General features: G+C 38.6%; 12 protein-coding genes. 7 read left to right on the plus strand and 5 right to left on the minus strand.

All coding sequences use genetic code 11. The features are described from left to right. Nucleotides 1–75: 75 nt before the first annotated feature. The 3 genes from tal to FTV52_RS10750 all read left to right on the plus strand — a co-directional run bounded on the left by tal (nt 76) and on the right by FTV52_RS10750 (nt 3,080). Nucleotides 76–1,062 (plus strand): transaldolase, encoded by a 987-nt coding sequence (tal, locus tag FTV52_RS10740; RefSeq protein ID WP_136144603.1) that lies wholly within the window; start codon nt 76–78, stop codon nt 1,060–1,062. 96 nt (nt 1,063–1,158) lie between these two features. Further along, complete coding sequence (gene leuE, locus FTV52_RS10745; protein WP_004973255.1) at nt 1,159–1,821, plus strand: leucine efflux protein LeuE; 663 nt, start codon at nt 1,159–1,161, stop codon at nt 1,819–1,821. A gap of 83 nt (nt 1,822–1,904) precedes the next feature. Further along, complete coding sequence (locus tag FTV52_RS10750; RefSeq protein WP_179990794.1) at nt 1,905–3,080, plus strand: benzoate/H(+) symporter BenE family transporter; 1,176 nt, start codon at nt 1,905–1,907, stop codon at nt 3,078–3,080. Between the two features lie 47 nt (nt 3,081–3,127). Here the strand turns inward: FTV52_RS10750 and FTV52_RS10755 are convergent, their stop codons facing one another. Beyond that, complete coding sequence (locus tag FTV52_RS10755) at nt 3,128–4,099, minus strand: alpha/beta hydrolase (RefSeq protein WP_179990798.1); 972 nt, start codon at nt 4,097–4,099, stop codon at nt 3,128–3,130. A 315-nt stretch (nt 4,100–4,414) separates the two neighbouring features. Here FTV52_RS10755 and FTV52_RS10760 point away from each other — a divergent pair, with 315 nt between their 5' ends. Both FTV52_RS10760 and FTV52_RS10765 read left to right on the plus strand, forming a co-directional pair. Next, nucleotides 4,415–4,864, plus strand: a complete 450-nt coding sequence (locus FTV52_RS10760; RefSeq protein ID WP_004973248.1) for a universal stress protein — start codon at nt 4,415–4,417, stop codon at nt 4,862–4,864. A 50-nt stretch (nt 4,865–4,914) separates the two neighbouring features. Then, nucleotides 4,915–5,361, plus strand: coding sequence for a universal stress protein (locus FTV52_RS10765; protein ID WP_004973247.1), 447 nt, complete (start codon nt 4,915–4,917; stop codon nt 5,359–5,361). 159 nt (nt 5,362–5,520) lie between these two features. On the opposite strand, the gene FTV52_RS10770 is transcribed toward FTV52_RS10765, so the two are convergent. Both FTV52_RS10770 and gorA read right to left on the minus strand, forming a co-directional pair. After that, nucleotides 5,521–5,739 carry a hypothetical protein gene (locus FTV52_RS10770; protein ID WP_004973244.1) on the minus strand — a complete coding sequence of 73 codons (219 nt, stop codon included), beginning with the start codon at nt 5,737–5,739 and terminating at the stop codon, nt 5,521–5,523. A gap of 490 nt (nt 5,740–6,229) precedes the next feature. After that, entirely contained in the window at nt 6,230–7,582 is a 1,353-nt protein-coding gene (gorA, locus tag FTV52_RS10775; RefSeq protein ID WP_179990795.1) for a glutathione-disulfide reductase, read from the minus strand. 329 nt (nt 7,583–7,911) lie between these two features. Here gorA and FTV52_RS10780 point away from each other — a divergent pair, with 329 nt between their 5' ends. Beyond that, nucleotides 7,912–8,166: a hypothetical protein gene (locus FTV52_RS10780; protein WP_004973239.1), complete on the plus strand. Its 255-nt coding sequence runs from the start codon at nt 7,912–7,914 to the stop codon at nt 8,164–8,166. Nucleotides 8,167–8,243: 77 nt separating this feature from the next. Here FTV52_RS10780 and pepN read toward each other — a convergent pair whose 3' ends face one another. Beyond that, nucleotides 8,244–10,853 carry an aminopeptidase N gene (pepN, locus tag FTV52_RS10785; protein WP_179990796.1) on the minus strand — a complete coding sequence of 870 codons (2,610 nt, stop codon included), beginning with the start codon at nt 10,851–10,853 and terminating at the stop codon, nt 8,244–8,246. A 371-nt stretch (nt 10,854–11,224) separates the two neighbouring features. On the opposite strand from pepN, the gene FTV52_RS10790 reads away from it, so the two are divergent. Next, entirely contained in the window at nt 11,225–12,382 is a 1,158-nt protein-coding gene (locus FTV52_RS10790; RefSeq protein ID WP_004973232.1) for a hypothetical protein, read from the plus strand. Between the two features lie 114 nt (nt 12,383–12,496). Here the strand turns inward: FTV52_RS10790 and FTV52_RS10795 are convergent, their stop codons facing one another. Continuing rightward, on the minus strand, nt 12,497–13,228 hold the full coding sequence (locus tag FTV52_RS10795; protein ID WP_004973230.1) for a hypothetical protein: 732 nt from the start codon (nt 13,226–13,228) through the stop codon (nt 12,497–12,499). Nucleotides 13,229–13,462: the final 234 nt, after the last annotated feature.

Below are 13,462 nucleotides of genomic sequence, written 5' to 3' on the forward strand. Positions count from 1 at the left end.
TACTTGGTACTTGGGTTAAAAGCTGTTTGTGATATAACTGAATGTATAAGCAATAACCTAAGAACTAGATCTCGAATGACACAGACAGCCTTAAATCAACTAAAAAACTTAACCACCATTGTTGCAGATAGTAGTGACTTGGCTGCGATTGAAAAGTTTCGTCCTTTGGATGCGACCACCAACCCATCACTTATTACGGCGGCTGCAAATCAACCTGAAAATAAAGCGTTGATTGAAGCTGCATTTGAGCAAGCCAAAGCTGAAGGTTATACAAATGATCTATTGGTTGAGCGCAGCATTGATATTTTAACGGTCAAATTTGGTGTAGAAATTTTAAAGCTGATTGAAGGTCGTGTTTCGACTGAGGTGGATGCTTCTTTGTCTTATGACACTGATGCGACCATTGCCAAAGCCAAAGAACTTTTAGCACTGTACCAAGCTTATGGTGTTCATTCAGACCGCATTTTGATTAAGATTGCATCGACATGGGAAGGCATTCAAGCGGCGAAAGTGTTGGAAGCCGAAGGCATTCACACCAATTTAACCTTATTGTTTGGTTTACATCAGGCACATGCTTGTGCAGATGCCAAAGTGACGTTGATTTCACCATTTGTGGGTCGTATTTTAGATTGGTATAAAAAAGCTGAAAATGTCATGTACTACCCTATTGAAAAAGATCCGGGTGTACTTTCGGTGAAGAAAATTTATCAATTCTATAAACAGCATCAAGTACAAACTGAAATTATGGGCGCGAGTTTCCGTAGTATAGATCAGGTTTTGGCTTTAGCTGGTTGTGATTTATTGACCGTTGCACCAAATTTATTGGCAGAACTTGAAGCTGATGAACGAGAAGTCGCTGCAGCGTTATCGACCAATGGCATTCAAGTTCAAGCTGAACCACTGGCAGCAATTGAAAAGGAACAATTCAAAGCGCAACTTGAGGCAGATTTGATGGCGTTCCAATTGTTACAAGGCGGCATTGATGGCTTTATTAAAGCGCGTGAGCAACTTGCCACCCTATTACGCCAGTCTTTCGGCTTAGATGCAGAGATTAAAGCTTAAGCTTTAACCTATCCCAGTAAAATTCCAAAATTTTTACTAAGCCACAAAACCGATGTTGTTATACTGCAACATCGGTTTTTATTTAGGTGAGTTTGCGTGTTTGGTATTAGTGACCTCAGCACTTTTATAATTGGCACAACCTTAATTGTGCTCTTGCCTGGCCCAAACTCACTCTATGTCATGTCAGTGGCTTCACGCTTTGGGATACGCACAGGCTATGCAGCTGCTTTCGGTGTATTTACGGGTGATCTGATTTTAATTGTGTGCACCATTTTAGGGGCAGCCTCATTATTGCATGCTTTTCCATGGCTATTCACCTTATTAAAAGTAGTTGGTGCGCTCTACTTAGGCTATTTAGGTATTAAACTACTGATTGCAGCCTATAAAACATGGTTTCCACAAACCAGAACTTCGCACGCCAATCTTTCTACAACAGCAACGAGCAATACAACTGAACGGGTTCATCCCTACCGAACTGCTTTAATGATTAGCGTTATTAACCCAAAAGCAATTTTGTTTTATTTGTCTTTTTTTGTGCAATTCGTCAATCCTGATTACACCTACCCGATGCTGAGCTTTGCTGTTTTAGCCATCGTCCTACAAATCATTAGCATGGGTTATTTATCTATCTTGATTTTTTCAGGAGTCAAATTAGCCAGTTATTTCAATCAACGCTATAAAATTGCAGCCATTTGCGTTGCAAGCATTGGTATTTTGTTCTGCGGTTTTGGCTTTAGACTGGCAAGCTCAACGCTATAAAAAAAGTATAAAAAACACTTTTGACTATTTGTTCAAATGTGTATGATCTGTTCATAAATTATAGAAAATATGTCTAAGAAAGCATGCAAAAACTTTTAAATGACTTCTCTGTGCCTGCAGTATTTGCAGGTTTTATTACCTTCTTGGTCGGTATTAGTGTTTCCGCGGTTTTAGTCATTCAGGCAGCACAAATTTTAGGCGCAAGTGCTGAGCAAATCAGCTCTTGGTTTTGGGCGTTGAGTTTAGGTATTGGTCTAAGCGGGCTGATTTTATCTTGGAAATTTAAATATCCTGTGGCGACCTCATGGTCTACCGCAGGCTTGGCACTGATTATCGCCACGGGCAGCGGTTATAGCTTACACGAAGCAATTGGCGCATTTTTGTTTTGTGGCGTACTCACAGCAGTGCTTGGCTTTTTGGGTATTTTTGAAAAGGTACTGACTTATATTCCACAAAGCTTAACCAGCGCCATGTTGGCAGGTGTGCTGCTTAAATTTGGGATTGCCTTATTTACCAGTCTGCAAGAAGCATGGGCATTTATTTTGTCTTTATTGGCAGCCTATGTATTGGCAAAACGATTTAGCCCGCGTTATAGCATTGTTTTAACTGTATTGATTGGGGTCGCACTATGCCCAATCTTCTTGCAATTTCAAATGCCGAGTGTGCAATGGAGTATTGCACAACCAGTTTGGATGCAACCTGAATTAAGTTGGTCTGCTATTTTAGGTTTAGCCCTGCCTTTGTTTGTCATTAATATGGCATCGCAATATTTACCCGGTCTTGCCATGATCAAAAGCTATGGTTTTAACCCAAATGTACGTCACTTAATTGGTTGGACAGGCACAGCACAAGCTATTTTTGCACCATTTGGATGTTTTAGTGTCAATATCGCATCCATCAGTGCTGCGATTAGCTTAGATGATCAATCGCATCCCGATGCCAGTAAGCGCTATATTGCGGGAATTAGCTGCGGTTTGTTTTATATCTTGATGGGGATCTTTGCTGCAACGCTCACCAGTTTGTTAATGTCATTCCCAGCTGTTTTTATTACTGCTTTGGCAGGAATTGCACTGCTTGGCACTATTGGACACAACATCGCCCTCGCCTTTCAGCACGTTGCAGAGCGTGAAGCCGCTTTATTGACCTTTTTATTTAGTGCTTCTGGGGTGCAGTTTTTTGGTATTGGTTCTGCATTTTGGGGACTGATTTTTGGTTGTGTGGTTTTGGCAGTTTTAAAGTTTAAACAAAGCAAAAGCTAAATAACTTAAGCAGTTAAAAAACACTTTTTCTGAAGCATCGTATTGATTTATTGTATGCGCGATACATTAGGGTCTGCTGTGCTTCGGATAAATTCTACTGTTTTAGCAAAAGTTTGCTGGCTTTCTTTTTGGTGCATAAAAAATTGATATTCGTGAATTAACCATGCTTTTGTATCTGGATAAAATGCTGTCGTCACAGGAATCTGCTGTTGCTGTAAAGCATGCAGCATCGGCATAGATTGAGTTTCTGTTAAAAAGTCTTTGTTACCACCACTGATAAATACCGCAGGATAGTTTGCCGTTAAATGTTGAATAGGCGAAATATTCTTCAGAAATTCACTGTCCTGTTTCCGATCTCCCGTGTAAGCCTGCACCAAATTATAAACACCCCACTCTACGATATTCATTTCATCTGGCGCAGTTTCAACAAACGCTTTTAGATCATAAATCCCGCAGTGCAAAATCAGCCCTTTAAGTTGTTTGTGCTGAATAGTCGGTTGTAAATTAGACTGCTGTGCAAATGCAGGATTACTCAATAATTCGGCATAATGGCTAGCTAAATTCGCCCCTGCAGAATCACCTGCCAAATATAATTGTTGTGGATTAAGCTGATACTTTTCTGCATGTTGCGTGATGTAATTTAAAGCCTGATCAATTTGTTGCAACTGAGTAGGATAAGTTGCATGCGGGGCGAATTGATATTGTACTGCAATTACATTAAAGCCCTGCGCGGCTAATAATTTAAAATAGCCACGTGCATGTGCTTTTGAGCCCGCAATCCAGCCACCACCATGAATCCAGACAATTGTCGGGCGTGCGGCTAAATCTTGCAATTGACTGTTTTGATACAAGTCAAAACTCAAATTAGGCTGCGTTGCATACACAATATCATGTTGCACTTGTATATTTTTGGGTGCATAGCGATCCATGATTTTCTGCTGCAAGCCTGTGGTGAGATTAAATGCACTAGCAATGATTCGACTGTTCTGCTGCGTGGTTTGACAAGCACTTAACAACATAAAACACAGCAACATCCAAATTATTTTCAAACCACATTTCCCTCAAGATTCATACGCCCAATTCAAACCCAAGTAATTTAAAATTAAATTATGAAGGTCTATTTATTTTTGCAAATTTAGCATCTTATTTTATCGTATAGCTTTGCCGTTGAGTTGAGTAAATTCATCATCTTCAGCTTATCTTTTCTTTCAGCAAATTTGGCGGGTAATTAAATGAATTATCAATCTTTTTTCAGATTTTAAATTGAACCTATATAGACTATATGCTATCAATAAAGTGTAAGGCGAATAATCATAATTTCTGGAGTTACCCGCATGTCGTACCAAAATATTTTAGTCCCTGTAGATGGTTCACAAATTTCTTTTTCAGCGGTCAAACATGCAGCTGAAATTGCCAAAGTATTTAACAGTAAACTCACCTTAATTAGCCTTGTTGCGGAAGACCCATTTACTGATTCTGACTTTTACTATAATTATTCATCTGCCATTATGAAAGAATACTTTGTGCAAGCGACAGCCAATGCACAAAAGGCATTAAAAGAAGCAGATGAAATTGCGAAAGCAGTGGGTGTAAATGCAGAAACTCGCGTGGTTGAGGGTTTGGTATCTGCTGAAGGTGTAATCAAAACTGCGAAAGACTTAAATGCCGATGTGATTGTGATGGGTTCACATGGTCGTAAAGGTTTCCAAAAATTATTATTGGGTAGCTTTGCCACAGACGTATTACGTCATACAGAATTACCTGTGCTTGTAGTTAAAGCTTAATCACTATTTTAAGCCATATTTTCATCATAAATTTTTAATAAGGATTTGCCATGACAACTTATAAACACTTACTTGTTCCAGTAGATGAGTCACCTATGTCTTATGCTGCAGCCGAACAAGCACTTTCATTGGCAAAAGATCTAAATTGCCCTGTTACTATTATGAGTGTAATTGCAGTTGATCCTTTTGTAGGCGTGGACTTCTACAAAGTTGCACCAGCAATTACCGATTATTTCATGCAGGCTGAACAAAATGCACAAAATCGTTTGGCTGAAATTCAGCAATCCTTTAGCCGTGAAGGTATTTCGGTAGATACCAAAATTATCCGCGGTGTTGCAGCCTCTGAAGGGATTGTACAAATTGCCAATGAAATTGGTGCTGACCTGATTATTATGGGTTCGCATGGCCGTACTGGAGTGAAAAAGATGATGCTCGGTAGCGTTGCCCAAAACGTACTGACTCAGTCTCCTGTTCCTGTTTTGATTGTTAAGGTTTAATTCATTACCAACTGTGCTCTGCCACAGTAAAAGATAAAATAAAAAAATCCCGTTCGCCAATGAACGGGATTTTTCTGGATAAAACTTTTAAAAGCTTTTCTAAATTACATATTATGCAATCCAGTTTAGCTAGGTTGAATATTCATTTCAGACCAAAACTTAATTAACCCGATGCGGTAAACGGAACATTTCATGCGTATCGGTATAAAAACTGCGACCATCTAAATTCAGTTCAATTTCCTGACCACATTCCAACAACACATGTTTTCCGACTTCGACCCATTTAAAACCATCACGGGTATTTTGCTTTTTCTTTGATGCCACCAAAGACACCATAATTTCGCGACCATTCACTGCTTTCGCAAGCATTGTTTGCATTTTTTTCAATATTTACACCAATTCATTTATAACTTACAAATCAAGCTCAAATTAAAATTTTGAGCATAGTTTTTAATACAACAACATTCATCACACTTAATTTGCAGTGCATAGAAAATAAATGCAGCACAGCATGATGATGAATAACTACGAGAGAATAGAGATATTTTTATTGTACAAGTTATATTATAACATAGATTTAAAGTCTTTGCAGCATGGACTACAAAGTTGTAAAGATAAACTTAATAAAACAAAAATTTCTTAATCAAACCTTAATCATTTTCGTGAGATAATCTACCCCAGACACAATGGATGGTGTTTGATCGCACAAGCCCACTTCGGTGGGTTTCTTATTAGGCTAACTAAATAACGATAACAAACTTTATCTTTCTGACGTTTATCTTCTGATTTTTTATCTACAAATTTCAAAAATAAAAAAGAGTATGGATTTTTTTAACCCATACTCTTTGTGTGCGACTACGCTACTCCATTAGCGCATAGTCACAAATTCTTCTGCAGCAGTTGGATGAATTGCGACAGTATTGTCAAAATCTTGCTTGGTCGCGCCCATTTTGACCGCGACTGCAAAACCTTGCAAAATTTCATCCATGCCATAGCCAATACCATGCACGCCCACGACTTTCTGTTCATCACCAACGCAGACCAATTTCATTTTAGACACTTGACGATGCTGAGTTACAGCCGTGTACATTGAGGTAAAAGAAGATTGATAGACTTTGACCTGATCTTGCCCAAACTGTTCAATGGCTTGCGCTTCACTTAAACCCACCGTACCAATAGGCGGATGACTAAAGACCACCGTGGCAACATTTTGATAATCTAAATATTCATTTGGTTTGTGATTGAATAAACGTTCAGACAATTTACGTCCTGCGGCAACAGCAACGGGTGTCAGCTCAATTTTTCCAATAATATCGCCCACCGCATAAATACCTGCTTGGCTGGTATTTTGGAATTGATCTACTGCGATATATCCTTTTTCATCAATCTGCACATTTGCAGCAGCCAAGTTCAATGCTTGTGTATTTGGTTTACGTCCAACTGCCCAAATCAGACAATCGACCTCATGCTGTGAACCATCTTCAAGATGTAATAACAAAGACTGATCCGCTTGGCGAGTGACTTTCTTTGGAATGGCTTGCGTATGCACTTGGATATGTTCATCACGCATACATTCAAGTAATGTTTCACCTAAAAATTGATCTAAACTACGCAGCGGCAATTGTTTACGAATAAACAATCCAACTTCTGAACCCAACCCATTTAAAACACCTGCTAACTCTACGGCAATATAACCCGAACCGACAATTGCCGTGCGTTTTGGTAATTGTTGCAATTCAAAGAAACCGTTTGAATCAATTCCTAGCTCTGCCCCTTCAATATCTGGACGTGTTGGCTCAGTTCCTGTGGCTATTAAAATGTGATCTGCAGTGTATTGCTGCTGATTTACTTCAACTGTTTTTTCATTTACAAAACGAGCAAAGCCCTGAATCACATCAACATTGTTTTTAGCTAAACCTGATTGATACGATGCATGGATACGCTGAATATAAGCTTGACGATTTTGAATTAACGTATTCCAATCATGCGATTTTAATTCAGTATTAAAACCATAATCTGGGCCGTATTTTTGAATAGCATCGGCGATTTGCGCAGAATACCACATCACTTTTTTAGGCACACACCCCACATTGACACAAGTCCCGCCCAAATCTGCAACTTCAATTAATGCACATTTTTTACCATATTGCGCCGCGCGATAGGCCGAAGCAATACCACCACTTCCTGCCCCAATTACCAAATAGTCATAATGTTTAGCCATTTCATGCCTCAATTTTTCGTGATTTTTTAGATACTCATCTGCAGAAATTCAGCGCAGAAAAACATTCATTTTCATCAAAACTAACACATAAAACTGCATTTCCCAAGTCAGCCATATTGTCTAAATACACAAAATCGACACACTGTCATTCAATTGATTTCACTGCCAATAAAACTGACTATTCACTTAAATTTTACGCTTTTAAGGCTATAATATAAATTTGATTTTTTATCATTGGGGTCAATGTGAAGCAGTGGGTTTACGTTCTGATATGTAGCTTTATCACTTTCGGCTGTTCCCCATCCCAACCGTCAGATCAAGCCCCAAGCATGTTTGATGAACTCGATCTCATCAATACCAAAATGAATGAAATTTTGCTTCGCGATTTAGATAACTATTCTGCAGATGAGCGCAAACATATTATTTGTGAAGAATATACGCAGATTTACAAACATGAATATATGCCAATTGTACTTAAAAATTCTAAACCTGAAGATCGGCAATATAACGAGAAAAAATTACTTGCTGAATTAAATGAAACTTACACCAACTATAAAAATGAATATCAAATTCGCTGTGACTAAGCTAGATTATTTTAATGTATTCCAGCCACAAAAAAGCCATTTCAACGAATTGATGAAATGGCTTTTAGTTTTTTAACTTAAACCTCTAACATACTATTTAGGGTTTCAACCACGTTTTTAGATTTCACCACAGACTGCAAATTTAGCAACGCTGCTTGCACTTGGTTACGTTGTGGCTCTGCCAAAGTGTACCAACGCGACAACACCTGCAATAAACGCGAACCTACAATTGGGTTTTTCTCATCTAAATACTTGGCTAAGTCAATAAAATGCTGAACACCAAAACTCCATGTATTCACAGGGTTGCTATTTAAACCACCACTGACTGAACGAATACGGTTAGGTGTACCCAAATCATAATCAGGATGTGCAGTTAAAGCCTGAATGGTTTCAGCTGTCGCTTTTGGATGTGAAACTTGAACCATAAACCATTGATCAAGTGCTAAAGCTTCATCTTTAAAACGTGTATAAAAATCTTCCAAAGCAGCTTTGGCTTGCGGTGCATCATTCCACACCAAGACACGCAATGCCCCTAAACGCTCAGACATATTTCGAGTTGTTTGGTATTGCTGCTTTGCCAGCTCAAACGCTTCGGCATCGCCCTGACGTGCCATTAACGCCAACATGATATTCTTTAAAGCACGTACACCCATTGCCTGAGAGAAATCTTGCTGCATGTCTGGATCAAGGCTTAAATAGGTTTCTTTGCAGAATGCACCAAGTTCGCGCGCCAATGTATCTAACAGCGCATTGCGTTGTTGCTGAATTTTTTCAGGTTGATAATTTTGATCAATACGGCTGCCCAAATAGCCTTCAGAAGGTACATCAAAAATACGTGATGCCAACAAAGGATCTTTTTCAATTAAAGCAGGTACTGTATTTTTCATGGCTTGCAAATAAGTATCTGCTGCATGTTCTTCCAATAAAATACGTTCCAATAGAGTCTGAGTCGCCTGCCACTGGTTAAAGCCATTGGTTTCGTGCTGCATTAAAAATGCCAATTCATCATTAGAATAGTTAAATTCTAAATTCACAGGTGCAGAAAAATTACGCAATAAAGAAACAACGGGATGCGCAGTTATACCGCTAAATTCAATACTTGCTTGTGCCTGATCAAACAAATACACACCATCTTTTACTGAGTTTTCAACCAAAGCTTCAGACTGCAAAATATATTGCTCGCCTGTTTCTGCATTGAACAATGCCAATGCAACAGGAATAGGCAATGCTTTTAAGTTTGGATATTTGGCATTGCTTTTCAGACTTTGTTTTAAATTTAAACGATAAACCTGCGCAGCCGCATCGTATTCGCCCTGCACTTCAAGCTTTGGTGTGCCTGGTTGATTGTACCAAGTCAGGAAATTAGATAAATCAACACCTGAACCTGCGCTTAAAGCATTGACCCAATCTTCAACCGTGACTGCTTGTCCATCATGACGACGGAAATATTCATCACTACCTTTACGGAATTTTTCTTTACCGAGTAAAGTCGACATCATGCGGTTAATTTCCGCACCTTTTTCATAGACTGTTGCGGTATAGAAGTTATTAATTTCTACAAAATGATCTGGACGTGGTGGGTGCGATAACGGGCCAGAATCTTCGGGGAATTGATGTGCTTTGAGCACCGCCACATCATCAATACGCTGTACTGCGGCAGACTGTAAATCTTCAGAGAAAGATTGGTCACGGAACACCGTTAAACCTTCTTTTAAACACAACTGGAACCAATCGCGGCAAGTAATACGGTTACCTGTCCAGTTATGAAAATATTCATGCGCAATCACGGACTGTACGCGCATAATTGCGGCATCTGTGGTGTATTCTTCATCGGCCAATACACATGACGTATTGAAAATATTCAGACCTTTATTTTCCATTGCGCCCATATTGAAGGCACTGGTCGCCACAATCATATAATTATCTAAATCATACGGCAGACCATAGTGTTCTTCATCCCAACGCATCGAATGTTTTAACGCTTGCATAGCAATTTTGCATTTTGGAATGTCTTTTTCTTCTGCATAAATTTCCAGTGCAACATTACGCCCTTCAGATGTCACATAATGGTCTTTCATGACTGCCAAATCGCCAATCACACAAGCAAATAAATAGCTTGGCTTTTTGGTCGGGTCTTGCCAAATCGCATAATGACGACCTTCGCCTGCTTCACCTGTTTCTAACAAGTTGCCGTTTGCCAATAACACAGGATATTTTTTATCGGCTTCAACACGTGTGGTAAATACCGACAATACGTCTGGGCGGTCAGGATAGAAGGTAATTTTACGGAAACCTTCAGGCTCGTTTTGGGTAACAAATAAATCAGAACTTGCCTGATATAAGCCTTCAAGTTGCGTATTGCTTTCAGGATGAATGATCACGATGGTTTCTAACGTGACTTGATCAGGTGCATTTGCAATGCGAAGCTGCTCACTATCTAATTGATAGTCACTTTCCGATAATTCCGTGCCATTCAAAATAATAGATTTCAATTCTAAATCACGGCCCAATAACACCAAATCGCCTGCAGTCTGACGCTGCATTTTCAATGTTGCACCCACTTGGGTGTAATCTGCATAGACTTGAATATCTAGCTCTACAGCATCTACCAAGAATGAAGGTTTTTGATAGTCTTTTAAATAGATAGTTTGGCTGGCTTCAACCATAGGATTTGCTGCAATATTCATCTTGTCCTCATTCTTTGTGGCGATGCGCTTGTTTTTGTAAAGTTGCAATGATCATACGACAACTTTCAACATCTGTCTGCGCACAATCTATTTCAGTCTTATTCAACAATGCTGATTTATATGGGCGCTCAACCCAAGCTTTTCAATCCTATCCGGATTAATCCTGTACAAGTAACATAAAAGCAGACTGTTTAAATCAATACCTGTATTGCTATTACGCGTAAATTTAATATTTTGATATGCAACTTCACTTCAAATACGACCAACACAGGCTAATTTTGATGATGATCAAAAGCACAGAAGCTTCCACTTTTCAGTACACAAGCCATGTATAATGACATATCACGATTTACTTGAGCTTCTATTTCACAATGCTACAAATTCTGCAAAAACAATTAGATGAAAGCACATTATGCCCTTTGTGTCAGGCATCTATGTATTGGGTAGAAGCAGAACAATATGAGCAGGAATTAAATTTTCACCAATGTAGTCATTGTGAACATCGCATCTTTCAAAATAGCCAACAACAAAACTGTCATTGCGCAAGCTGTACCCAACAACGCAAAAAAATCATGGCGGAAACCCGCTTGCAAGAACAACAAAAATTCAAAAAACAGGATGCACCTGAACGCGAATTAAATCAGCTGCGTTTTATAGATAAATTATTTTTATTGAGTATTTTAGATCAGCATGCACAGGAACATATTCCACATGAAGAATTTATAGATTGGGAAAAAATCAAGTATTTAAATATTACCCCCAACTATTTTTTCCAGCACGGCATGATCAAACATTTGCTAAAAGAGCAAATATTAATTGCCAAAGATTTTGCGGAAAATGCGCAGCAATATTATATCAATGTCCGTTTAGATGGTTATTCTGAACCAAGCTTATTCAGCATTGCACAACAATTACGTTATTGGTTTTATGAAAATCTGAGTATGGGCACACCGTTCAAAACAGCAGATGAAGTCAAAGATGCGCTGTATTTATTGCTGTATCAAGAGATTGTGCAGTTTATGCAATTTTATTGTCGGACTTGGGGAATACAAATTGCGGGCAACCATAGTTTTCAGAGCTTTTGCTACCGACTTTTAGATGTCTTGGCGGTTGGGCAAATTTATTACTTGGTGCAAACTGCTTTGGAATTTTTATACCAACAAAAAGCACTCAAACCGCGTAATGAAAACTTTATTAATACCAATTTACTGAAAAAGACTGTGCAGCAATACCGAGAACGGTCAGTGGCTGAAAAATGGGAGACCTCTACCCTGCCACGCCCGCCTAATTTGCCTTTCAGCTATATGAGCGAAATTTTATTCTTCCGCTTTTTGGGTTATGACGAAAGGATTTTCTTTCAACCTGTGTGGCGTTCTTGGCGAAAAATTGAAGCACGACTTAAATTTTATTCACTTAAACGCTGTATGCACTGCGGATCGGATGAACTGACTGTCGATTATGACGCAGAAAATTATGTGTCCTTATTTTGTCGCAACTGCAAACATCAAGATCATTATTTCACTCAATAAAACTTTGGTGAAGATGATGGTTACACCCCATCACTGCCCAAATTCATCATCTACTGCAGTATAGAGTCAACAGGATACGTACAGAGGATTACAGTTTTTCGATGTGATAAGCACCTAATCCACTTTTCTGTTTAGTGCTAAATTGAGTGCCGTTTCAGATAAAGTTTTACCGTCTAATTTACAAATACACATAATGCCCCAACCATCAAAATAATCAGGCGCGTGCTGCAAAAAGAAATTGGAATGTACATCTTGCGGAATTCTCAAATGCATCAGTTGCTCAAAACTTCGTGCTGGAGAATGAGTTTCATGCACATATACGCCTTCACCGCGCTTTTGAATTTCAGGATACCGTGCCGCCATAAGCTGCAAAACTTCATGATATTCCTTAGGCATAGTTTTCCCGACTCTTGGGAAAAAACTTTTAGAACGCGAAGCAAACAAAGAATAAATCTTCGGTTGATTAATGCTAATCACAAACCACAATGGAATAAATGGATTTTTTAAGCGTCGATTCAACATGGCTTTGACTGCACTTGGAATCGTCAAATTTTGTTTTTGATATTCAGACAAAAAACCCGCTCGAGAATTGACCACATGCATAGGCTGTTCATTATAATGAATCAAAATAAAAGGAATAACATTTTGCCCAACCACTTGATCTCGATCATGATATTGAATAACCGTGACTGCGATTGCATCGGGGTCATAAACAAAGGCTTTAAATTCTTCTAAACTCGAATTTGGAAAGATTTTTTGATCGAATTGATAAATTTTTTCAAAAAAATACGATTGCTGCTGCATTGAAAGCGCTTTAAAGTCAAAAACTGTTTCTATTAAATTCATAAAAACAACCCAGTTTCATATTTAAAGAGAGACGCAAAATTTTTTTAATTGGTCAATGCATTAATAATATGACACATTTTAATTACATAATTTTACAATCATTATAGTAACCCGAATTACGGATAAGAAAAGCCCTTGAAAAAAAGGTAGTTAGAGCCATTTAGAAAGTTACGACACAACCCAAAGGCTCTAACTACCATGTACGATTTTACAGAAATTTTTTGTATTGTTGAT

The organism is Acinetobacter sp. YH1901141, assembly GCF_013416935.1.
GTDB lineage: Bacteria > Pseudomonadota > Gammaproteobacteria > Pseudomonadales > Moraxellaceae > Acinetobacter > Acinetobacter towneri.

Coding starts and splice junctions, on each gene's coding strand:
- gorA (WP_179990795.1), bottom strand. CDS start 7,582: ATGGCTAAACATTATGACTATTTGGTAATTGGGGCAGGAAGTGGTGGT.
- FTV52_RS10750 (WP_179990794.1), top strand. CDS start 1,905: ATGCAAAAACTTTTAAATGACTTCTCTGTGCCTGCAGTATTTGCAGGT.
- FTV52_RS10790 (WP_004973232.1), top strand. CDS start 11,225: ATGCTACAAATTCTGCAAAAACAATTAGATGAAAGCACATTATGCCCT.
- FTV52_RS10755 (WP_179990798.1), bottom strand. CDS start 4,099: ATGTTGTTAAGTGCTTGTCAAACCACGCAGCAGAACAGTCGAATCATT.
- FTV52_RS10770 (WP_004973244.1), bottom strand. CDS start 5,739: ATGCAAACAATGCTTGCGAAAGCAGTGAATGGTCGCGAAATTATGGTG.
- FTV52_RS10780 (WP_004973239.1), top strand. CDS start 7,912: ATGTTTGATGAACTCGATCTCATCAATACCAAAATGAATGAAATTTTG.
- FTV52_RS10795 (WP_004973230.1), bottom strand. CDS start 13,228: ATGAATTTAATAGAAACAGTTTTTGACTTTAAAGCGCTTTCAATGCAG.
- FTV52_RS10760 (WP_004973248.1), top strand. CDS start 4,415: ATGTCGTACCAAAATATTTTAGTCCCTGTAGATGGTTCACAAATTTCT.
- tal (WP_136144603.1), top strand. CDS start 76: ATGACACAGACAGCCTTAAATCAACTAAAAAACTTAACCACCATTGTT.
- FTV52_RS10765 (WP_004973247.1), top strand. CDS start 4,915: ATGACAACTTATAAACACTTACTTGTTCCAGTAGATGAGTCACCTATG.
- pepN (WP_179990796.1), bottom strand. CDS start 10,853: ATGAATATTGCAGCAAATCCTATGGTTGAAGCCAGCCAAACTATCTAT.